The 23,213-nt window shown below is 68.9% G+C and carries 9 protein-coding genes; 2 read left to right on the top strand and 7 right to left on the bottom strand.

Features of this window, described 5'->3' with window-relative positions; genetic code table 11:
* Positions 1-25: 25 nt before the first annotated feature.
* Positions 26-2,935 carry an amino acid adenylation domain-containing protein gene (locus tag ACIGII_RS05020; protein ID WP_399633810.1) on the top strand — a complete coding sequence of 970 codons (2,910 nt, stop codon included), beginning with the start codon at positions 26-28 and terminating at the stop codon, positions 2,933-2,935.
* A gap of 139 nt (positions 2,936-3,074) precedes the next feature.
* Here ACIGII_RS05020 and ACIGII_RS05015 read toward each other — a convergent pair whose 3' ends face one another.
* Positions 3,075-3,353 carry an antibiotic biosynthesis monooxygenase family protein gene (locus ACIGII_RS05015; protein ID WP_399634238.1) on the bottom strand — a complete coding sequence of 93 codons (279 nt, stop codon included), beginning with the start codon at positions 3,351-3,353 and terminating at the stop codon, positions 3,075-3,077.
* Positions 3,353-4,351, bottom strand: a complete 999-nt coding sequence (locus tag ACIGII_RS05010) for a zinc-dependent alcohol dehydrogenase family protein (protein WP_399633811.1) — start codon at positions 4,349-4,351, stop codon at positions 3,353-3,355. The genes ACIGII_RS05015 and ACIGII_RS05010 overlap by 1 nt, the downstream gene beginning before the upstream one ends.
* 200 nt (positions 4,352-4,551) lie before the next feature.
* Here ACIGII_RS05010 and ACIGII_RS05005 point away from each other — a divergent pair, with 200 nt between their 5' ends.
* On the top strand, positions 4,552-5,463 hold the full coding sequence (locus tag ACIGII_RS05005; protein WP_399633813.1) for a LysR family transcriptional regulator: 912 nt from the start codon (positions 4,552-4,554) through the stop codon (positions 5,461-5,463).
* 23 nt (positions 5,464-5,486) lie between these two features.
* Here ACIGII_RS05005 and ACIGII_RS05000 read toward each other — a convergent pair whose 3' ends face one another.
* The 5 genes from ACIGII_RS05000 to ACIGII_RS04980 are packed head-to-tail and all read right to left on the bottom strand — an operon-like array spanning position 5,487 to position 23,202.
* Positions 5,487-7,592, bottom strand: coding sequence for an HlyD family efflux transporter periplasmic adaptor subunit (locus tag ACIGII_RS05000; RefSeq protein ID WP_399633814.1), 2,106 nt, complete (start codon positions 7,590-7,592; stop codon positions 5,487-5,489).
* Complete coding sequence (locus tag ACIGII_RS04995) at positions 7,589-8,938, bottom strand: efflux RND transporter periplasmic adaptor subunit (RefSeq protein WP_399633816.1); 1,350 nt, start codon at positions 8,936-8,938, stop codon at positions 7,589-7,591. Before ACIGII_RS04995 ends, ACIGII_RS05000 begins: the two co-directional genes overlap by 4 nt.
* On the bottom strand, positions 8,935-9,708 hold the full coding sequence (locus tag ACIGII_RS04990; protein ID WP_399633818.1) for an efflux RND transporter periplasmic adaptor subunit: 774 nt from the start codon (positions 9,706-9,708) through the stop codon (positions 8,935-8,937). Before ACIGII_RS04990 ends, ACIGII_RS04995 begins: the two co-directional genes overlap by 4 nt.
* On the bottom strand, positions 9,705-11,240 hold the full coding sequence (locus ACIGII_RS04985; protein ID WP_399633820.1) for a TolC family protein: 1,536 nt from the start codon (positions 11,238-11,240) through the stop codon (positions 9,705-9,707). The genes ACIGII_RS04990 and ACIGII_RS04985 overlap by 4 nt, the downstream gene beginning before the upstream one ends.
* A 10-nt stretch (positions 11,241-11,250) precedes the next feature.
* Positions 11,251-23,202 (bottom strand): VCBS domain-containing protein, encoded by an 11,952-nt coding sequence (locus tag ACIGII_RS04980; RefSeq protein WP_399657427.1) that lies wholly within the window; start codon positions 23,200-23,202, stop codon positions 11,251-11,253.
* Positions 23,203-23,213: the final 11 nt, after the last annotated feature.

The raw sequence follows: 23,213 nt of genomic DNA, 5'->3' as shown, positions 1-23,213 counted from the left end.
TTCACGCCCTTACATGGATACGTACATGAAAGACCCGCGCCCTGTTTCCCCCTTCGCCCGACTGGGCCACGCAGGTCCTGCTTCGCGCACGCACGCCGTAGTAATCCGTCTGTCCACGCAGGCGGCGCTGCACGATATCGAGCTCCGTCTCAATGCGCAGCATGGGGAACATGAGAGTGGCCATGCTGCCCTTGTCGTCGAACGGGTCCAATGGGCTGCGGACAGTGACCAGGCGCGGGAGCGTCGCACACGTGAATGCTCCCGACCGCTGGCCGGCGGCCCAGGGCAGGAACTACGGGCAACGCTGCTGCATTTCGATGATGGTGAGCGCGACCTGGTGGTGGTAGCGGACCGTACCCGGCTGGACCAGCAGGCATTGCAGCGGGTAGCGCTGTCGTTGCTCGGGCAGGGCTGCGCGCCAGCCACCCGTGGAGCGGATCGCGGGGCCAGTCCTGAAGCAGCTCAGCTGGACCTTTTGATGCGCGCGCAGCTGTCGGCGTTACCCGCGCTGCCCGACAGCGCCGTCATCCCGGAGGTGCGTTGCCTCGAGGTGGCAGTGGACGCGGAACTGACACCGGAACAGTGGCTGGCCGCCCTGGCGTTGGTTCTGCAGCGGTGCCACGGGGCAACTGCGCCTGCAGTGGCGGTTGCGCGGGCAGCGCCGAGCGTCGGGAACGATGCGGTGGCGCCTCTGCAGCCGGAATGCTACCAGCTGGTCGATCTGGCAATGCCCCCGGAAAAGGGCACGCACGGCGTGGTTCAGGTACTGCAGGGGCGGCTGGCGCACGCGCCGTGGATCACCGATGCATTGCTGACAGCGCTGAGCGCACGCTCGCAAACGCCTGTGGAAGTCGCCATTGGCATTTTGTTCGCGGCGCCGGCACCATCTCCGTGTCCGGGCGCCGTGCGCTGCGATTATGTAAGTGGCCATGCGCCGGTGTTCCCGCTGACTCTCTACCTGGCCGATCCAACCCAGCCGGGCCTGGTCTGCCGTTACGACGGAAGCCGCTACAGTGCCAGCACGGTGGACTGGCTGCTGCGCTGCGTGCGGCATGTCGCGCTTCAGATCGGCGCTGCCGACCAGGACGTGGATGCAGTGCAACTGCTGGCGGATGCGGACCTGCGGCGGATAGCCGCCCTGGGCCACGGTGGACGCCCGCCGTCCGCCGTGCCCCGGCGCATCGAAGAGGTATTCGCAGAGCAGGTAATGCAGCGTCCGGATGCAACCGCGCTGACCGAGGGCGCGCGCTCCCTGACGTATGCCGAAGTGGATGCGCAGTCCCGGCACCTGGCGGCACACCTGACTGCACGTGGCGTGGTCGCGGGCAGTTTCGTCGGGCTTTGTCTTCCCCGATCCCTGGACGTTGTAGTGGCCATGCTCGCCGTCCTGCGCTGCGGGGCCACCTACGTTCCCATGGATCCCGATTATCCCGCCGAACGCTTGCGGTACACCGCCCAGGACGCCTCGCTGACGCTGGTCATAACGCTTGCTGGCGCGCACGTCGACTTCGACGTACCGACCGTCGATATCACGGCACTGACGGGGAGCAGCGCAGCGTCGGCAAACGCGTCTGCAGGCGTGCATTGGCCCGACAGCCAGGCCGCATACATCATCTACACCTCCGGATCGACCGGCCGACCGAAAGGCGTGGTGGTGCCGCACTGCAATGTACTGGACCTGTTACGGGCAACGCAGCAGGAATTCGCGCTTGTGCCATCGGACACCTGGACACTGTTCCATTCCAGCGCCTTCGACTTCTCGGTCTGGGAGATATGGGGCTGCCTGCTCACCGGCGCGCATCTTGTCATCGTGCCGCACGGCGTTTCCCGCGACCCTGTGCAGTTCATAGGGCTGATCAACCAGCATGGCGTGACCGTTCTGAACCAGACACCGTCAGCCTTCTATCAGCTCATCGACGCCGATCAGCGCGACCGCATTGCCAATTCACTGCGCCTGGTCATTTTCGGTGGAGAAGCGCTGGACATGCAGCTTCTGCTGCCATGGTTTGATCGCCATCCCCCTGCGCAGTGCCGCCTGGTCAACATGTTCGGGATTACCGAAACCACGGTCCACGTCACCTGGCATGACGTCAAGCGCGGCGATGCGCTGCGGGGCTCCCGTTCGGTCGGTCGCGCACTTCCGGGCTGGCATCTGTATGTCATGAACGGCCGTCAACAACTACTGCCACCGGGTAGCGTCGGTGAGATCCACGTCGGCGGCGTCGGGGTTGCGTCGTGCTACCACAATCGCCCCGACCTCACCGCAAGCCGTTTCCTGCCCGACCCCTACACAGGGGGCGTCATGTACCGCAGTGGCGACTGCGGTCGCCTGGGCGCGGATGGCTCGCTTGAACACCTTGGCCGCTTGGACAGCCAAGTGAAAGTGCGCGGTTTCCGGATCGAGCTTGACGAGATTCGCCGCGTGATGCTCGAGTATCCCGGCGTAAAGGCCGCAGCGGTCCTGCTCAATCAGCCGGATCCACGCGACGCCGCTACGGCGCGGATCGATGCGTATGTGGTAATCGATGACGCGGACATTGCAGGGCTTCGTGATCGCGCCGCGCATCTGCTACCCGCTCACATGATGCCTGCTGCAATCGTGAAGATCGAACGCATGCCCATGACCGTCAATGGCAAGTTGGATACGGAACAGCTCCGGACCCTGCAGGCCAGCGTTCCGCAGCGGACTGCGCCTGCTGACCCGGGTGCCCAACCTGATACCTGGGGGGGCAGTCGCATGCTGGACATCTGGCAGGACGTCATGGGCAGACAGATTGATATCGACGACAACTTCTTCGACCTTGGCGGCAACTCCCTGATCGGCATCCGTATCGCCTCGGCGATGCGCAAGCAGGGGCTTCCGCCGTTACCGCTGGCGGAGCTGTATACGCACCAGACCGTTCGAAAGCTGGCCGCAGCGCTGGGTATGGAGTGAGCTCAGCGGGCTCCGGCGCGCACCGCGGATCTGCACCTTGCCCGAGGTCTCCACCCGGGCGGCGGCGGTCCTTCCCACGCGGCCGGCGCGAAACGTTCCTGGACTGACCCGGCACATCGATGACCATCTTCCCGTTCTGCTAGACATGCAGAACGAAGGGCTCTCCCACCAGGAACGGCTGCAGTGCTGCCATGAACTGCTCGTGGTCCGCACTGCGCTCGAATACCCCGACATGCGCATCCAGGTCACGCCACTGGACCTCCAGCAGATACGCGTCTTCGGGGTGCAGCGATCGCAGCAGCCGATGCCCGAAGTGACCGGGCGCAGCATCGAGCAGGCCGGCAGCGCCTGCGAAGGCCTGCTCGAACGCTGCATTGGAAGAGGGCGTGATGGCCAGGAACGCCAGTTCGGTCACCATCACGCGGGCACCGACACGGTCTGACCCACGACGTCGATCACCACCTTCCCACGCAGCCCTCGTGCGCTGCCGCCCTCCAGGAGCGCATGCGCCTCGCCCATCCGGGCCAGCGGAAGCACGGCACCGATGACCGGCTTGACCAACCCGCGCTCCACCAATCTCGTGAGCGCATCGAGCTTGCCGCGGTTCTGCCGGGTGAACACGAAATGGTAGGCCGCGTTCTTTCCCCAGGCGTCCACCAGGTTCTGCGGGGTGGAGATGTCGACCAGGCTGACCACACGCCCGAAATCGGCGAGTACCCGCGGGCTGCGGGTCAGCGTGTCACCGCCGACGGTATCGAAGACCACATCGACGCCGCTGCCGTCGGTGAGCGCCACCACGGCGTCCACGTAGTCGGTAGTGGTGTAGTCGATCACTTCGTCGGCGCCGAGCGAGCGCAGGAACGCCGCGTCGTCGTTGCGTGCCGTGGTGATCACCCGCGCCCCCGTGGCCTTGGCGACCTGGATGGCCAGCGTGCCAACACCGCCAGCGCCGCCATGGATGAGGATGCTTTCGCCGATCCCCAGCTGGGCACGGGTCACGAAGGCCTCCCAGACCGTGCCTCCGGCCAGGGTCAGGCTGGCCGCCTCCAGGTGGCTCAGGTTGCGGGGCTTGCGGCCGATCAGCTCGACATCAGCCACGTGCTGTTCGGCATACGAGCCCATGGCCCCGAAGATGCGCGGCGTGTAGTAGACCTCGTCGCCCACCTCGAACCCGGTGACTTCCGATCCCAACTCCTCGATGACGCCGGAAATGTCGTGGCCGATGACCGCGGGCAAGGGTACATGCGCGGCATAGTCGCCGCGGCGGATCTGGTAATCAAGCGGGTTGAGGGCGGTGGCATGCACGCGCACCCGCACCTGGCGGGCGCCGACCGGCGGCACGGCCACGCGCCGCATTTCGAAGGCGTCGTAACCGCCAAAGCGGGTCAGTACCACGGCGTTCATTGTTCCATTCATCAGCAGTCTTCCTTCAGGCGATCGACGCGGGCTGCGTCGGCTGGGCATATGCTGGCGTTGCGCCTGCGCACCCGGTAGCCGCCGCTACGCTGAATCTGTTTCAAGCATGGATTGAAGATGGCGTCACCGTCGGCGGTGACGCGGGCGCGCCGTTGCGGGATCATGGCTGCCTGATACTGTTCATCTGGCCGAACGTCGCAATGGATTTCAACGACCTGAACCTGTTTGTGCGGATCGCCCGGCTGGGCAGCATCAGCGCGGCCGCACGCGACCTGGCGTTGTCTCCCGCTGCGGCGAGTGCGCGGCTGGCCGCATTCGAGAGGAGTCTGGGCGCACGCCTGGTGCACCGCACGACGCGGCAGGCGACGTTGACCGAAGACGGTCTGGCGCTGCTGCCGCACGCCGAGCACGTGCGTGACGCGGCGGCCGCGGCCAGGGCATCGCTGCACCGTGAGCAGGCCGCGCCGAGCGGGGTGCTGCGGATCGCGGCACCGGCGTCGTTCGCGCGCATGCACATCGTGCCCGGGCTGCCCGATTTCATGGCGCGTTACCCGGGCGTGCGCCCGGACCTGCGCATCTCCGACAGCCTGGTCGATCTGGTCGAAGGCGGGTTCGATGTCGCGGTGCGCTACACCGAGCTTGCCGATTCCTCCTTCGTGGCCCGACGGATCGCGCCCGACCGGCGCGTGCTGGTGGCTTCTCCCGACTACCTTGCGCGGCACGGCTCTCCCGCGACGCCGGATGCGTTGGACCAGCACGCCTGCCTGGTGGTCGGCACGCTGGATCTTTGGACATTCACCACGCCGGACGGCGCCAGCGTCAGCAAGCGCGTTGCCGCCGCAGTGCGGATCAACGACGGCGGCGCGGTGCGTGACGCCGCATGCGCCGGCCTGGGCATTGCATTGATGGCCACCTGGTGTGCAGCGGATGAACTGCGCAGCGGCGCGCTGGTGCCGGTGCTTGCCGACCACCCGCTGACCTCCACGCAGGCACTGTGGGCGGTATATCCGAGCGCCCGCGAACTGGCGCCGAAAGTGCGGGCTTTCCTGGATTGGCTGGTGCAACGGATCGGGGAGGCGCCTTACTGGGACAGGGATCTGCCGGGAGTCTGATCCAGCGCCGCTGCCGGCACGCTTCAGAACCCGCTTTCGCGCATCAGTACCGCCGCCATCCAGCGCACCGCCGTACCCAGCAGGCTCCGGCGCGCACCGCGGATGTGCACCTTGCCCGAGGTCTCCACCCCGGGCGGCGGCGGTCCTTCCAGTTCTATCACCACATGGAAGACCGGCAGCCGCGGCACCAGCGCGTCGTCGCGGGCGAGGGTGGGAATGGCGCCGCCAAAGCGATCGGACAACGCCGGCCAGTCCAGCTGCCGGGCGCGCGTGCCTGAGATCGCGCTGACCGTGCCGGCCACGCGGCCGGCGCTGCCGGGGGTGAGGAAGTAGGCGGCGTCGCCGACCCGGATGCGGGTGACATCGTCCTGCTTGACATAGGCATCGAGGCGCCAGCGCGTCGGGTTGTGCAGCATGCCGAGCATCTCGCGGTTGCCCACCCACTGGCCCTTGCCGCGATACGGGTCGACATCGCTCCAGATGCCGGCAAACGGCGCCACCAACCGCAGCCGGGCGCTTTCGGCCTGGGCCGCGCTGGCTTCGCCCTGCTGCACGGCGGTGCGCTGGCGCATTGCCGCCTGCTGCTGCAGGCCGGAGGGGTCGGCCATCAGCGCCGACAGTTGGCCCTCCAACGCCTGCAGGCTGGCTTCGGTACCGCCCAGGCGCGCGGCGATGTCGGGTTGGTCGAGTTCGGCCAGCACCGCGCCTTTGTCCACCCGTCCCGGCGGATGCAGGTGCTGTACGCGGGCGGCGAAGGGCGCGAACACCCGCAGCTGCTCGGTGGCGCGCGCCATGCCGTAGCCCTGCACCTGGGTGCGCCATGGCACCAGCAGCAGGAGCGCCAGGCCGCCGGCCGCCAGCAGGTGCCACCGCCGCCAGCGCCGTGGCACCTGCGCCCGGTGCTGCCACCAGTAGCGCAGCTCGCGCAGCACCGGGGTCACGATGAACCAGCCGATCTCCACCACGAACAGGGCGATGCCCAACGCCTTGAAGAAGAAGTGGTACACCGCCAGCGCGATGCCGAAGAACAGCACCAGCCGGTACAGCCAGGTAGCGAACGCGAACGCTACCAGCGCACGCCGCCGCCGCTGGGGCAGGGGTTCCGGCCACGGCTCGGGCAGGCCGAGCAGGTGGCGGCGCATCCAGGTGCGTGCCAGCGCGAACGAGCGCTCGTGCAGGTTGGGGAAATCCAGCAGGTCGGACAGGATGAAATAGCCGTCGAAGCGGGTGAACGGGCTGGCATTGAGCGCCAGGGTCAACACCCAGCCGGTGGTGGCCAGGTACAGCAGCGCGTCGCGCACCGGCCCCGGTTCGGCCAATGCCCAGCCCAGCGTGGCGATGCCCGCCAGGGCCAGTTCGGCCAGGATGCCGGCGCTGGCCACGGCCAGGCGCTGGCGTGCGTGCGGCAGCCGCCAGGCTTCGCCGGTGTCGGTGTACAACATCGGCCACATCACCACGAAGGCGATGCCCATGTGCGCCACGCGCAACCCCAGTCGCGTGGCGACCAGCGCATGGCCCAGTTCGTGCAGCAGTTTGGCGAAGGCCAGTGCCAGGGCGAAGCTGACCAGACCTTCCGCGGAAAAGGAGTCCTTTACCGCCGCAGAGAACTCGTCCCAGCGTTGCCCCACCAGCACCAGGCCCAACGCGCTCAGGGCAAGGATGACCCCCACGGTCCAGCGCGTGAACAGCCAGTCCAGATGGGTGGCGGCGGTCCGCAGCCAGCGCTGCGGATGGGTCAGCGGGATGCGGAAGAACAGGTAGTGGTGCAGCAGCCAGCGTGCGTCCAGCCGGCGCCGGGACTCGCCCTGCTGGCGCAGCGTGTCCAGCGCCTGGATCGACAACCGTACCAGCTGGTTCTGCTCCAGGAAGCGCACGAAGGCCAGCACCTGCTCGGCGCTGGGACGCAGCGCGGTGTGCGCGGCGAGCCGGGTGGCGATGTCGCGCGCGGTACCGCCCCAGCGGCTGAGGATCTCGAATTCCAGCCAGCCGATCCGGAAGAAGCGGTTGACCACGGTGTCATGGATCATCCACACCGGTTCACCGGCGCGGTCGGACGGCAGGCGCTGCAGGCGCAGGTCTTCCCGCAGGGCTGGCAGCGGCAGGTCGGCCGGGGCGATAGCATCGCTCACAGGCCGCTCCAGCCACGGAACGCGGCGATCGGCCGGCGCAGCAGGTAGTAGCCCAGCAGCACGCGGTCGCCGTAGATCTTGGCGGTGCCGTGCAGCCCAAGCCGCGCCTTCACCGGCGCATCGTCGATGCTGGCGATGAGCCGGTACGAGACCACGTTGTCGTCGCTGGGTCGGGCCTGGTAACTGGTTTCCAGCACCCGCCCGTGCAGCGGCCGCAGCGGATAGGCGGACAGGTACAGGGTGACCTTCGCCCCGGTTTCAAGGGCGATGGCGTCCGCCGCCGGCAGCTCGATCTGCATCGCCGGGCGCTGCGGGTCGGCCAGCAGCAGGATGCGCTCGCCGGTATTGACCGGTCGCCCGATCCATTCGTTCGGGTCGGCGAACACCGCCACCCCGTCGCGCGGCGCACGCACTTCGGTGCGCTGCAGCTGCGCCTCCACTGCCGCCAGCTCGGCGCGTTGCTGCTGGGAGCGGCCCGTGAGCAGCAGCAGCTCGGAGCGGCTCTGCGGGTTGTCGAATGCGCTCTGGCTGGCGGCCATCAGCTCGGCATCGGCTACCGCTACCTGCTGGCGCAGCACTTCGGCGCGGTTGCGCAGGGTGGTTTCGTCCAGTCGCAACAGCGGCTGATCGCGGCGCACCCGCTGGTTCGGGCGCACCTGCAGTTCGGCGATCACCCCATCCAACGGTGCACTCACCACCTGGCCATTGCGCGAGACGATCTCGGCAGGGGCCAGGGCGGTCTGCCGCACCGGCAACAGCATCACCGCGACAACGGCAGCGCCTGCGATCCAGCGCTGGCGCCGCGAGGGTAGCCAGCGGCGGCGGCGCGGCGGCGGCGCCAGTGCCTGCCAGCAGTACGCCCAGGTCTGCACCACCGGTTGCAGCTGGGCCAACAGTGCGGTTTCGGGCGGCTGCTCGAACAGGAACACGGCCAACCCGAGACGTTGCCCCTCGCGCCCGTGCAGCGGCACGCACCACACCGCATCGGGCCACCATTCGCTCCAGCCTTCCTGCAGGTCGTCCGGTACCGGCAGCGCGCCGCGTTCGAGCAGGCGCGGTTCCGGTGTGTCCATCACCCCCTGCAACCAGCGCGAGGCGCCCTCCAGCCAGACCAGGTACGGAGAGGCTTCCTCCGGCATCGCCAGGCCCGACACCGCCAGCAGCCTGGGCCGCACCCCGGGCGCGGCGAACACCAGCGCCTGGTAGTAGCGCAGCAGGGGATGCGGGTCGTTGGCGATGGAGAACGCCAGCGCGTTGATGCTGTCCGCCGCCAGGGCGCGGTCGCGCATCGCCGACAGCGCCAGCAGCCACGGCACCGCAGTGAGGGCGGATGCCGGCGCGTTCACCTGGCGCTGCCGAATCGCGCGATCCCGCTCATGCCGGCGATCAGCTCCGGGAACTCGCCATCGACGCGCCCTTCCAGTTCGACCGTCTGGGCGACCGCATCCACCCGTGCATTCACCGCGGTCACCTTGGCCGGGTAGGTCTTGCCGGTTTCCAGCACCTGCAGCTGGAACGGCATGCCGTCCTTCAGGGTACGCATCTGGCTGGACGGCGCGTTCAAGCGCAGCCGCAGGGGTCCGTCGCCGACCAGGTCGAACACCGGGGTGCCGGCAGCCACGGTCTGGTAGGGACGCACGTATACCTTGGCCACGCGCCCGGCGAACGGTGCCCGCACCCGGCAATAGCCGGACTGGGTGTTGGCCAGGGTGCGCGCGCCCGTGGCCTTCTGCACTTCGGTGCGGGCGCTGGCCACTTCAATGTCGCCCACCGCGTCCAGCTTGCGCATGCTCTGCTTGGCCGCCAGGTTCTGCCGCGCCATGGCCAGTTCGGCCTCGGCTACCTGGGCACGGGCAGTGGCTTCGCTGCAGTCCAGCGCCACCAGCGTGTCGCCCTTGGCGACCTTCTGCCCCAGCCGTGCCTTGAGCGCGCCCAGCGTGCCATTGGTCTTCACCGACAACGTGGTTTCATTTTCCGCGCTGAGCAATACGCGGATGGCATTGGGGTCGCTGTAGGCACTCTGCGGCTTGCGCACGGGCGCGGGCGCCTGGGCGGTCGCCAGCGGTGCGATCAGCAGCGCGCACAGCAGGCAGGGGAGCGATATCGACGGCTTCATTCCAGGCCGCCGGTGATGTCGGCCGGGGCCAGCCCGGCGGTTTCGTTGCTGCGCATCGTGCGTTCGATCTCCGCGGCCAGGGTCTTGACGTCGTGCGACTGCAGCTGCGCCGGATACACGTCCAGGCCCACCGAGTTGTACAGGCGGCCCCAGGCCGCCTGCGCACTGGAATAGGCCGCTTCGCGCTGGTAGCGCGACAGCAGGTAGCGGCTCTCGGCGCGGATCACTTCCAGTTCCGAGCCAAGCGCGGTGCCGCGTGCAGCAGTGGCGTAGTCGAGCAGGCTCTTGTCCACGCGCAGGCTCTCGTCGGCGAAGCGCACCTCCTGCCGGGCCAGGTCGTAGCGCAGCACCCCCACCCGCACCTGGGTCAGCACCGCCATCGACAGCGCGATGCGGCGGTAATCGTCCGCGGCCGATTGTGATTCCTGCGCCCGGTTCAGTGCCGGCAGCTGCAGCAGCCGCAGCAGGTTGATCGACACCTGCAGGCCGGTGTCGCTCCAGTGATTGTTGTACAGGTACGTGTTCGAATCGTACTGGTAGCCCGCACTGACGCTGATGTTCGGCCACAACTGGCTCTTGGCGATGCGGAGGTGGTTCATGTCGACCCGCTTGCGGTACCACTCTTCCATGATCTCCGGGCGCTGGTGCAGCGCGATCTGCTCCAGCCGGTCGACGGCGGCCACCTCGGCCGGCAGGGCCGGCTCGGGCAGGTCGGCCAGCTGCATCCGCGAACGCGGTGGCAGCGACATCAACGCCGCCAGCTCGGCCTGGGCGAATTCCAGGTCCTGGCGGCGCACGGTGAGCATGTACACCGAATCGATCAGGGCGCGCTGGTAGGCCAGGATTTCCTGGCGTCCGGCCACCCCATCGCGTTCGGCCTGGCGCGCCGACTCCAGTGCCCGGTTGGTGCGGGCGAGCAGGCCGTCCACCTCGGGCATCAGCCGCTGTGCCGCAAGCGCGCGCCAATAGGCATTGCGCACATCCTGCAGCACGTTCTGCGCCACCTTGCGGCGACGCTCTTCGGCCATCATCACCTGGTCCACTTTCTGCTGGTTGCGGTAGTAGGCCACGCCGAAATCGAGCAGGCTCCAGCTCAGCCCCAGGCTGTTGAGGTCGCGGTAGCGTTCCTCGGAGGTGGACGGGCGCAGGCTCTGCTGCCGGTCCTCGATACCGATCGAGGTGCCACCGGAATCGTTGTTGCGGCCGACGATGCCGGCCGACGCCACCAGCCGCGGCAGCATTTCGTGACTGGAGACATCGCGCAGGTCGGCGGCCAGCGCGCTTTCCATGAGCTTCAGCCGATAATCCAGGTTGTACTTGAGCGCCCGCGCCGCGGCGTCGTAAAAGGTGATCGGCGCGGTGACCGGTTCCTGGTCGGCGTACATGCGCTGCTGGTCCTGCACCACGCGCTCGCGCAGCTGGTCCTCGGTGTAGGGCCGTGCCTTCTGCGTGGAGCAGGCGCCCAGCAACAAGGTAGCCGCGCAGGACCAGAGCACGGCGTGGGGACGGATCGCGAAGCGGCGGCTGGTCATAAGCAACTCGTCAATTCACGGGAAGGCGCTGTGCGTCGGCGGCCTGGCGCAGCTGGCGCGAGAAGCCTTCCGCGGAGCGGGTGGGGGTCGGGCGCGGTTCGGCGAACTGGCCGCGCAGCAGCCCGGCCGGCGTGGTCGCCTCCAGGCCCGGGGCAGGCAGCAGGCCGTCGGCGCTGAGATCGACACGCTGCGGACGCTGTTCGAAGCGGGCCAGCTCCAGCGCACTGGCATCCCGGCTCTGGGCCACCGCCCGTGCAACGAACTGACCGCTGACCTCGCCGAGTCCAGCACCGATGCTGGTCACGGTGCGGTAGCGGTTGCCGAGCGGCGCAGGGCCGAAACCGGACGACGCCACTGCGCGCTCGGTGGCGAGCCGCTCCACGGTGGGGCCGACAAACACCGCCGGTTGCACGTCGGGCAGGCGGGCCGCGCTGTGCTGTGCCTCGTCGTAACGTTCGAAGTACTGCGGGTTGCCGCCGACCGGAATGTAGGGGGCGCCGATCTCCAGGGTGAGGGTCAGCTGCGCCTGCGCGGTAGCGCCTTCCCGGTCGGCGATGGTGTAGGTGAACACATCGCGGAGGATCGGCCCGAAACCGGCGGCGGCCAGCACCTCCGGATTCTGCAGGTCGATGTCGTAGCGATAGCTGCCGTCGGGCAGCAGGACCAGCCAGCCGTAGCGGCCCGCCACGCGATCGCCGGCGGCGCTGTCGCTGCCGCCGGCGGCAAGCGGCCCCGGGCGCACGGCGACCACGCTGCGGGCGTCGCCGGCATCGATGTCGCCGTCGTTGGGCAGTACGTTGCCCGTGACCTGTGGCGCCGGCGTCTGGTCGCTGGCCACGCCGCTGTCGTCGCGGGCCACCGGGTTGTCGTTGGCGCCCTGCACGGTCACGGTGAGGGTCGCACTGCGCACTGCGCCGCTGGCGTCCCGCACCTGGTAGGTAAAGCGCTCGCTGAGCTGATCGCCCCGCACGCGCAGCGCTTCGACGACCGGATTGCCGTTGTCGACCACGTAGCGGTAGCTGCCGTCGGCGTTGATCAGCAGCTGCCCGTATTGCCCGGCCAGCAGGGCACCGGCGCCAACGCTGCCGCCCGCGCCCTGGTAGGACACCACCTGCAGCGCCTCGCCGTAGCCGCTGCCGTCGACATCGCTGTCGTTGTCCAGCACGTTGCCGGTGGGATCCAGCCCGGGCGTGGTGTTGGCCACGCCACCGGCTTCCACCGCCACGGCGGTGTCGTCCACTGCGACCGGTGCGTCGTTGCTGCCATGGATCAGCACGGTGATCGTGGCCAGGTCCACGGCGCCATCGCGGTCGGCGTGGGTATAGGTGAACACGTCGGTAAGGGTGTCGCCGCCCGCGCGCAGCGCCTGCACGTCGGCCATGGCATTGTCCAGGCGATAGTGTGCATTGCCGGCTGCGTCGATGGTCAGCCAGCCGTAGCGGCCGCGCAGCTCGCTGCCGACCGTGCCCGCGGTACCGGTTTCGGCTTCGGCACCCGTACGGATCGCGGTGACCGTGGCGGTTTCGCCATAGGCGCTGCCGTCCACCTCGATATCGTTGGCGAACACGTTGCCGGAGGGGTCCACCCCCGGCAGCTGGTTGCCGTCGCCGCCAGCCTCGACTGCGTCCAGCGCGTCGTCCACGGCCACCGGCGCATCGTTCTGGCCCACCACCGTCACCACCAGCGTGGCCGAGCGCAGCACCCCGGCGCTATCGCGGATCTGGTAGACGAACTGTTCGCTGAGCTGGTCGCCGGCCCCACGCAGGGCTTCCACCAGCGGATTGCGGTTGTCCACCTCGTAGCGGAAGCTGCCGTCGGCATTGATCACCAGCTGGCCGTAGCGGCCGGCCAGCACATTGCCGGCCAGGCTGACGGTCGCGCCGCTGCGGTAGGACACCACGTGCAACTGCTCGCCATAGGCCGGGCCGTCCACGTCGGTATCGTTGTCGAGCACGTTGCCGGTCGGGTCGACCCCGGGCGTGGTGTTGCCAACGCCGCCGGCCTCCACCGCCTGGGCGGCATCGTCGCGCGCGACCGGCGCATCGTTGGCGCCATGGATGACCACGGTGATGCTGGCCTGGTCAGTGGCACCATCGGTATCGGAGAGGGTGTAGGTGAACACGTCCTCCAGCGTGTCGCCGGGACCCCGCAGCGCCTGGACCTCGGCCATCGCGTTGTCCAGGCGGTAGCGGGCGCTGCCGTCGGCGTCGAGGGTGAGCCAGCCGTAGCGCCCACGCAGTTCCACGCCGAGCGCGCCGGCGCTGCCGCTGCCGGCCTCGGCGCCGGTACGCACCGCCACCACCCGTGCGGTTTCGCCGTAGCCTGCGCCGTCCACATCGCTGTCGTTGAGCAGCACGTTGCCGGTGGGATTCACACCGGGCGTGCGGTTGTCGTCGCCCCCGGCCTCGAAGGCGTCGGCGATGTCGTCGCGGGCGACCGGGGTGTCGTTCTGGCCGTGCAGGGTGATCAGCAGCACCGCCGATGCGCTGGCCCCGTGCGGGTCGGTCACGGTGTACGTGAAGCCGTCGAACAGGCGGTCGCCGCTGCCGCGCAGGGCCTGCACCGCCGGGTTGTCGTTGTCGACGAAATACTGGAACGTGCCATCGGCGTTGAGCAGCAGCTCGCCGTATTGACCCTGCAGGCGTTGGCCGATGGTGCCGTCGGCGATGCCGTTGCTGACCGCGGTGAACTGCAGCGCCGCCACGCCGTCATCGACGTCGGCCACGTTGTCCAGCAGCGTCCCGCTGGGGTCCAGGCCGGGGACCGCGTTGGCCACGCCACCGGCTTCGACGGCGACTTCGATGCGGTTGCCGGCCACCGGGACATCGTCGGCGCCGACCACCAGGATGGAGAGCTGGGCCAGGTCCACCGCCCCGGCCGCGTCGCGGGCCTGGTAGGTGAAGATGTCGGTGACGATCTCGCCCGGCAGCAGGGCCTGCACGTTCGCATCATCATCGCGCAGGACGTACCGGTAGCTGCCGTCCGGATTCAGGGTGAGGTCGCCGTAGGTGCCGCGCACCACGGTCGCACCGGCCACCGCGGTCAGCGCGCCGCCGGCGGCTTCGCTGCCGGTACGGATACCCGCCACCGCCAGGCTGTCGTTGGCATCCACGTCGCGGTCGTTGCCCAGCAGGTTGCCGCTGGCCGACACGCCCGGGTCGGCGTTGCCCACCCCCCCTTTCTCGACGGCCACGTCGATGTCGTTGGTCGCCACCGGGGCATCATTGGCGCCGCGCACGGTGATGGTGAGCGTGGTGGCCTGGGTCGCCCCGGTGAGATCCGCGGCGAGGTAGGTGAACACCTCCATCAGCGCGTCGGCGCTGGTGCGCAACGCCTGCACCGCCGCGTTGGCGTTGTCGACCACGTAGCTGTAGCTGCCATCGGCGTTGAGGGTCAGGCTCCCGTAGCGGCCGGCCAGGGCCTGTCCGCTGAGCGCGGTGCTGGCGCCGAACTGGTAGCTGCGCACGACCAGGCTGTCGCCGGCATCCACGTCGGCATCGTTGCCCAGCACGTTACCGCCCGGGTCCACACCGGGCGTGCCATTGGCCACGCCGCCGGCCTCGAGCGCATCGGCACTGTCGGCGACCAGTACCGGGGCGTCATTCTGACCGTGGAGGGTGATGGTGAGGGTGGCGGTGGAGCGACCGCCGGTGCGGTCGGTGACCTCGTAGGTGTAAACCTCGGTCAGGGTATCGGCATAGGTGCGCAGCGCCTGCACGGCTGCCAGGCTGTTGTCCACCCGGTACACGTACTGGCCGTCGGCGCCCAGCAGCAGGCTGCCGTACAGGCCCTGCAGCGGCGTGCCCACGGTGCCGCCGACGCCGCTGCTGTTGGTGACGGTGTCGACCAGGTGCAGGTCGTTGGCGTCCACGTCGGTGTCGTTGTCCAGCACATTGCCGGCCGGGTCCAGGCCGGCGGTTGCATTGGCGACACCACCGGCTTCCACGGCATCGGCGACATCGGCCACGGCGACGGGGTCGTCGTTCTGGCCGAGGATGATGATCCGGATCTGCGCCGAGTCGAAGCGGCTGGTGCCGTCGCCGAGGGTGAAGGTGAACACGTCCTGCAGGTTCTGCGCCGGCGTGCGCAGGGCTTCCACCCGCGCGTCGTCATTGTCCACTTCGTACAGGTAGTCGCCATTGGCCTGCAGGGTCAGCCAGCCGTACTCACCGCGAAGCCGCACGCCGATCGCGCCCACCGTGCCCCCGGCGGTATCGGCGCCGGTGCGGATCTCGACCACCTCGATCGGGTCGCCGTCCGGGTCGAAGCTGTTGCGCAGCGCATCGCCGGTGGGATTCTCGCCGGGCGTGGCGTTGCCTGCGCCGCCGGCCTCCCGCGCGACATCGACGACGTTCTGTGCCACCGGCGGATCTTCAGCGCCGTACACGGTCACCGTCAGGTTCGCACGCGCGGTCAGCCCGGTGCTGTCGACGATCTCGTAGGTGAACACATCGGCCAGGGTCTGTCCGGCGGACAATGCCACCACTGCCGCATTGCTGCTGTCCACGTTGTACAGATAGCTGCCGTCGGCGCGCACCAGCAAGGTGCCGTACAGGCCCACGAGCGTGGTGTCGAGCGCGCCGAGCGCACCGGTCTGGTCGGCGCCCGCAGCGGCCCCGGTGACCCGCAGCACGGTGTTGGGCTGGTCGGCGCGGTCCACGTCGTAATCGTGGCCGTCGTCGAGCGGATCGCCGGGACGGCTGATATCCACGATCAGGTTGCCACTGGGATTGCTTTCCAGGGTGTCGTCGTCGGTCGAGCCGGCCTGGGCGTCGGCCACGTCGTCGCTGGCCACCGGGTTGTCGTTGGCGCCGGCAACATGGATGTCCAGGCGGGCAAGATCGAACAGGCCGGCGGCATCGCCGACGCCATAGGTGAACGAATCGATCAGTTCATCGCCGGCCATCAATGCCTGTACCGTGATGTTGCTGTCGTCCACCACATACCGGTAGCTGCCGTCGGCCCCGAGCGTCAGCGTGCCGTACAGGCCGATGATCACCGTGCCGTTGCTGGACGTGGTGCCTGCGGGCACGGTCTGGAACGCGCCGCTGGCCGTCTCCACCCCGGGCCGGGCATAGCCCACGCGGCGGGTTTCGCCGTTGGCCACCGCATCCACGTCGGTGTCGTTGGCGAGCACGTCGCCGGTGGCGTCCGCACCGCCGCTGGCATTGGCGACGCCGCCGCGCTCGATGGCATCGCCGCGATCGTTGACGCCCACCGGCGCGTCGTTGGCGCCATGGATCACGATCGACAGGATCGCCGAGGTGGCCGCGCCACCGGTGTCCACCGCATCGTAGGTGAACGTGTCGAACAGCTGCTGGGTGTTCAGGCGCAGCGCTTCCACGTCGGGATTGCGGTTGTCGAGAATGTATTCGAAGGCACCGTCGGCATGGAAGTACAAGGTGCCGTAGCGCCCCACCAGCGCGGTGCGCTGGTTCTGCGGCAGCGGCGTGGCGACAGTGCCGCTGTCCAGCGCACGCAGCTGGGTAACGGTGAGAATGTCGCCGTTGGTGGCAATGTCCACGTCGATGTCATTGGCCAGCATGTCACCGGCCGGGTTGGTGCCAGGCTGGTTGTTGTTGTCGCCGCCGGCCTCCACCGCGATGGCCACGTCGTCCACCCCGATCGGCGCGTCGTTGACCGGATCAAGCACGATGGCCACCGTGTCGATGGCCGTGAGCGCATCGCTGGGCTGGCCCGGCGTGCCGTTGCCGTCGGCGTCGCCGAAATTGCCCTGGTCGCTGGTGGTCACGGTGAGCGTGTCGGCGCCGTTGTAATCCTGGTTGCCCAGGTACTGCAGCAGCGCCAGCGCCGCGTTGAGGTCGGCGATGCTGCCGCTCAGGCGCAGGCTGCCGGTGCCGCTGCCGGTCACCGTGACATTGGCCGGCGTGCCGCTCAGCGACAGGGTGCCGTGGCTGACGGTCAGCAACACGTCCAGCGCGCGCGTACCGGCGTCGATGTCGCTTACCGCGATGCCGCCGATCGCCAGCGGCACGTCTTCGAGCCCGGCCTGGGTGCCCGGGACCTGATTGATGGGTGCCACGTTCTGGTGTACGTAGCCGGCGTTGGCCTGGCCGGTGCTGCCTTCGCCCAGGCTGATCCCGACCGGTCCCAGCACGCCACCGTCGCTGTCGATGCGGATGCGCAGTTCGCCCAGCGGCTGCGGGTAGGTGAGCGGGCCCGCGGGCGCATCGATACGGAACACGCCGGAGGGCAGGGTGCCGAACCGGTACTGGCCGTTGGCATCGGTGACCACGGTGAAGATGCGGTTGTCGGCGGTGGTGGCCAGGTCGTTGTCCAGCCCGGCCCAGGTCAGGGTGACGGTCTGCCCGGCCAATCCGGTCCCGTCCGGGGTGGGGCTGGCGGTGGCCGACAGGGTGTCGTCCCACAGCGTCCCGCTGATCACGCCCAGCCCGGCGCCTTCCTGCAGGATGTACACGTTCGGCGAACCGCCCGTGCCGGTGCGCTCGCCGCTGGAGGTCCCGGCCGCGCCCACGCTGGACCCACCCCAGCCGGTGAAGTCGTCCGGCAGGCTGGTCCAGGTCAGGGTGGCGTTGCTGTTGGCGATGGCGGCCTGGTTCGGCACGGTCACGTCGTAGCGCACCGACACGCGCACGCCGGGATCGAGCTGGTCGAACTGCACGCGGATACCGTTGCTGGTGTCCACGCTGACCCCGGGCGGCAGGTTGCCGGCGGTGTAAGTCGTCCCGCCGATGGTCAGGGTGGTGAAGGTGTAGGCGCTGCCACCGGGGAAGGCGTCGGTGAGCACCACGTTGAACGCCGGCTGCCCGCCGCTCTGCAGGAAGCCGATATCCACCGAGGCACGACCGGTGGTCGCGCTGTAGACCGGATTGAAGTCATAGACGCGCTTGTCGAGCGTGCTGAAGGCGGGTTCGACGATCTGCTCGTAGACGGTCTGGCTGCTGGTGAGATAGGTACCGGTGGAATATTCGTCGGCACTGACCCCCAGCCGCGTACTGGCCGTATTGGAGGCCTGGTTGAGCACGCGCGCACTGAACTCCACCGCGTACAGTTCGAAGTCCGCGTCCGCGTCGTTGTTGGTGATGGTACCCAGGCGGAACACCAGGACCGTGTTGCCGTTGGCATCGGTGAGGACCTGCAGGTGCTGCAGGTCGAACACGCCGGTGAGCGGCGCGCCGGACAGGTCCACCGCCAGCGGTTGCGCCTGGTCGCTGTTCTCATCGCCACTGATGTACAGCGCGCCGCCGGTGACGAGGTTGAGGCTGCTGGTGAGGCCGCCGTCGGAGATCAGCCCGATCCGCACGGTGCCATCGTTGATGAAGCCCAGCCCGTTGGGCAGGGTGACGCGCAGCTCGAACTCGCCGGTCACGCCCTGCGCGAACGCGCCCACCGCGCGGTAACGCACCACCTCGCCAATGGCCACGCTTTCGGTGTCGTCGTTGGTCGGGTTGGCCGGGGCAGTGTCGGGCAGGCCGCCCACGCGGGACACGTAGACACCGCGCAGCACCGGCACGTAGAGCGTGCTGGCCGCGCTGTAATCGTTGAGCACGCCGCTGTCGAGCAGGCCATCCACCCCGGTGCGCTCGCCGGCATTGGTGCCGTCGAGACTGGTCCAGCTCACGACCGCGGTGTTGGGGAAGTTCGGCAGCCCGGCGGCGGTGTCATTGACCGTGCCGTTGACCCGGATGACGATGCTGGCGCCGGCGGGTACGTCGATCTTGACCCCGTCGGCCACGCGCAGCACGCCGTTCTCGATGATGAACGGCGTCGCGCTGCTGGCGCTGGCGCCGCCGGTGAACGTCACCCCCAGCAGCGTGTAGCCGTCCATCTGGGACGGCAGCTGGTCGACGAAGCGGATGTCGAATGCGTTGTAATCGCTGCTGCTGCCGGTATTGCGCAGGGTGATCTGGAAGGTCACCGGTACCGCTTCATCCACGCCGAGCGGCGGCAGCGCATCGGTGACCTGGGTGATCACCAGGGTCGGTTCACGGATCACCACGCTGGGCGTACCGCCCGTGCGGTTCACCGTGCGCTCCAGCGCCACCGCACCGTTCGGCGTGTCGCCGTCGGGATCGCTGTAGGTCAGCTGCGCCGAATTGGCCAGGGTGCGGCCGTCCTGGTTGCCGCTGTTGTTGTCGGCCACCAGCCGCACCCGGATCACGAAACTGTTGTTGCCCACCACGTTGTCGGCGCCCGCATCGGCACGGCTGAACACCATCTGCCCGTCCACGCCGTTCTGGCCGACAATGCCGCCCACGCCGGCCACCGAGGCGATCAGCACGGTCCCGTTGAAATCGGCCGACAATGCCCCGCTGCCACCGACCAGGGTGATCAGCTCATAGCCGGTGCCGCCGCCGAACGACAGGTCCAGGCGCAGGCCATCCGGCACCAGGTCCTGGATGCGCAGCAGCTGCGTGCTGCCCTCGGGCAGGGTGACCACGATGTCGTAGAGCATGCCTTCGCCGATGGCCAGTGCATTGCCCTGGGTATGGGCGGCGGTGGAATCGCCGTTGTCCAGCGAACCGCCGGCGTACACCACGCTCACCGCAGGCGCCGCCACCTGCTGCAGGGCACGTTCGGTGTCGCCCTGGGTGAAGTTGCTGCCGCCTTCCACGCTGGCGTAGCGGGTAAGCGTGGCCGCGCTCTGCATCGTGGCCGACGCGGCAATGGCGTCCACCACGGTCACCTCGTAGGTGATGACCACCACGTTCGCGCCGCTCAGGTCGTTCGCCGAGCCCGCGCGCCCGGCCATCAGCGCGCCGCTGGCGGTGCTGTCGATGAACTCGATGCGGTTGCCTACGACGGTGAAATCCACGCCCTGGATCAGCTGCGTGCCATCACCGCGGTAGACCAGCAGGTTGGCGCTGGCGAGGCTGCCGCCGACGAACTGCACGCCGGCCGGCAGCGCGATGTCGGTGGTCACGTCATACGCGCTGCCACCGCCCAGGTTTTCCAGCGCGGTGGCCAGGCGCAGGCGGTCGCCGCCGTCGATGCCGCTGATGTTGCCGTTCACCGCCAGCGCGTCGGTGAGGCTGCCACTGAACGGTGCACCGCCGGTGCCGGGCGCATTCCAGCTGCCCAGCGTGCCGGTGACGGTCCCATGGGTGCTGGACACCACGCCGTGGTACATCAGCAGCGACGGCTCTGCGATGGACTGGATGGTGGCCGCGGCCGCCGACTGCAGGTGGGTCTGGTCGATGGTGGTGGTCTGGTCGCTGGTTCCCAGGATGGTCAGCTGGCGCAGGTCGGCGAACGGCTGATCGCCCACCGTCAGCGTGAACACCACCTCGATGCGGCTGCCCCCTGCGGTCTGGTTCACCTGCCAGTTGCCGAAATCGAAGATCACCGCATTGCCCGGCCCGCTGCGCACGGTCACGCTGGGGTCGGTATTGGTGTTGCCGCCACCGAAGTCCCATTGGCCGCTGGCACCACCCTGGGTCCAGGCGATGCCGGACACGTTGAACAGGGGCAGTGGCAGGTAGCCGGTCAGCACCATGTTCTCGTAGTCGCCGGTGACCAGGTCGTAGCCCAACCGGAAGGTGACCGTGTCGCCCGGGCGCAGCTCGCCGTTGGGCGGCACCGCGCCGCCATTGACCCCGATCACCGCCATGTCCACCCGGCTGACCGGCACCGTGCCGGTGATGCTGTCGCCGTCGGTGACCACGAAACCGGTGGTATTGATGCGGTCGGCCAGCACACTGGCTTCCACGCTGGCGTCGTTGCCAACCGGATCGCCCTCGTTGATTTCGCTTTGCGGGTAAGGCGTGGTGTAGGCCTGGGCGATGATGGTGGTGTAGCTGATCAGCACCACCGTGGCGCCCTGCAGCACCCCGTCGTCGGCGATGTCGCCGGCCAGCTGCCCGGGATTGCCGAACAGGTTGCGCAGCGACAGGCCGACGTCGAACACCACCGAGGTGGAGCCGTCGGGGTTGTTGGTGGTCAGCGTCACCAGTGCGATGGTGTAGTCCACCCCGTTCAGCGACACCCGCATGGTCGGGCTGCCGACCAGGGCCTGACCGTCGCCCACCGCGTCGTAGATGACGAAGTTGCCCTGGCCCAGCTGGCTGATGCCGAACAGGTAGTAGTCCGACAGGTTGAGCGTCAGGGTGTAGGTGAAGGCATCGCCCGGGGTCGGGCCGGGAAATCCGACGTCCGAGCTGTACTGCGCCTGCTTGTACAGGGCGATCGATTCGGCCAGGAAGCTGACCGGCTGGCCGGTGCCGGTCAGGTCGATCGCCCCGGCCGGGCCGGCATCGCGCGGATCCAGCGGCACCCACTCGGCACCGGCGGTGGGCGCGGCGATATCGATCTGCACCGGTGCACCGCTGTTGGGGTCGAGGATCGGCGCGCCCGTGGCGTCCGGCTGCGGCACATGGAACTCCACCACCACGCTGGCCGGGCCGGCGAGGGTGGGCACTTCCACGGTGTAGTGGGCCACGTAGGCGCCGGCGGCGAGCAGGATGCGGATCTCGGACGCGCCGGTCACCACCCTGCCATCGGCCAGAACCAGTCCGGTGACTTCACCGCCCGCCGGCGGCGTGATCGCGGTGACCTTGATGTCCGCTGGCAGGTCCTGTTCCAGCACGACGCCGGTAAGCGTCTGGCCCGGTGCCGGCGTGGCGGTGACGGTGAGCTGGCGGCTGTAGTTCTCGCCGGTCGCGGTCTTGCCTTCGGGCGCATTCACACTCTGGCTCAGCGTGATCACGGTGGGATGTACCTGGATCGCGCTGGTGCCGGCCTGCACCAGGGTGGGGTCGGCCAGTGGATTGTTGAGCGAGTCATTGCCGTACTGGAAACCCCCGCGCGCCACGATGCCGAGGTCGGGCGAACCGTTGCTGGCGGCCGTGTCGGCCAGGTTGCTCATGCGCGCGGTGATCTGCAGCGCGATCGCCGGTTGGTCCGCGCCTACCGATGCATACGGCAGCTCCAGCACCACCAGCTGGTCGCCAGCGCGCAGGCCGAACGCCGCGGCGTTGATCGTGACCGGCTGGCCGTTGGTATCGCGCTGCAGCGGGTGCACGGCAGTGCCCGCGGCATCGAAGGTCAGCACGAACGAGGTGACGGCCTGGCCCAGATACGTGGCCGACACGAAACTGGCGCCATCGTCCCCGTCCTTGCCCGTGGCCGGCATGAACAGGTCGATGTACGGCGCGTAGCCCTCCTGGCTGGAGGGATTGGTGAACGTGGCGGTGAACGTGAACGTGTCGCCGATCAGCACATCGCCACCACCGCCCAGCTGCACCGTAGGCGTCGCATCGGCAAGCAGGGCACTGTAGCCGGCCAGGATGCCGGCATCGAGGGCCAGGCCGTGCTCGATGCTGCCCGCCCGGGTTTCCAGCACCCAGTCGCCGCCGGCGGCGGCAGCCCCGGTATCATCATCGGACGCCGCCACGTCCGCATCGGTCCAGGCGGCCAGGTTCTGCACCAGCCGTTGGCCCTCGACGCCTTCGCCGATCCGGCAGCCGTAGAGCAGGATGTCGGCATCGGCGCTCAGCGCGCCTTTCCACTGCCCCACGCTGGCGGCTACCGACGCATCGTCCGCGCTGACCGTGCGGCTGCCCAGCTGGAAGCTGCCCGGCGCACCGTGGGTGAGGATCTGGATGCTGTCCACGCCACCGGCGTGCTGCAGGGCCTGGGTGATGGCCTGCAGGCCGTCCTCACCGGGACGGATCATCAGCACCTGCACACCGGGGTTGGCGTTGGCGGCCAGCAGCTCGGCCCCGGCCAGGCGGCTGTCGATCACCAGCAGATCGCGGGGCGGGGCGGACGCCGGGGCAGGGGCTGTCGCAGCGGATTCAGCGGCCGCGCGCATGACCGCCTCGGCGCGGGTGGCCTGGGTGGCTTCCCGGTGCGGTGCGTCGGCGGCGGGGTGGTGCGGGTCGGTTGAGGCCGCCGCCGCGCCATCGAACATCAGCCGGGGTTCCAGCGCCATCGCATGCGTGCGTGGGAGCAATGCGCTCGCCGTGTTCGCGCCAGCCATGGGGTCTCCCG

The sequence above is a fragment of the Stenotrophomonas sp. NPDC077420 genome (assembly GCF_044543385.1).
GTDB lineage: Bacteria > Pseudomonadota > Gammaproteobacteria > Xanthomonadales > Xanthomonadaceae > Stenotrophomonas.
This window is presented reverse-complemented; position numbering and strand designations above follow the sequence as displayed.

Excerpts from the sequence above, each read along its gene's own strand:
- ACIGII_RS05020 (WP_399633810.1), top strand. The coding sequence starts at position 26 with ATGAAAGACCCGCGCCCTGTTTCCCCCTTCGCCCGACTGGGCCACGCA.
- ACIGII_RS05015 (WP_399634238.1), bottom strand. The coding sequence starts at position 3,353 with ATGGTGACCGAACTGGCGTTCCTGGCCATCACGCCCTCTTCCAATGCA.
- ACIGII_RS05010 (WP_399633811.1), bottom strand. The coding sequence starts at position 4,351 with ATGAATGGAACAATGAACGCCGTGGTACTGACCCGCTTTGGCGGTTAC.
- ACIGII_RS05005 (WP_399633813.1), top strand. The coding sequence starts at position 4,552 with ATGGATTTCAACGACCTGAACCTGTTTGTGCGGATCGCCCGGCTGGGC.
- ACIGII_RS04990 (WP_399633818.1), bottom strand. The coding sequence starts at position 9,708 with ATGAAGCCGTCGATATCGCTCCCCTGCCTGCTGTGCGCGCTGCTGATC.
- ACIGII_RS04985 (WP_399633820.1), bottom strand. The coding sequence starts at position 11,240 with ATGACCAGCCGCCGCTTCGCGATCCGTCCCCACGCCGTGCTCTGGTCC.
- ACIGII_RS04980 (WP_399657427.1), bottom strand. The coding sequence starts at position 23,202 with ATGGCTGGCGCGAACACGGCGAGCGCATTGCTCCCACGCACGCATGCG.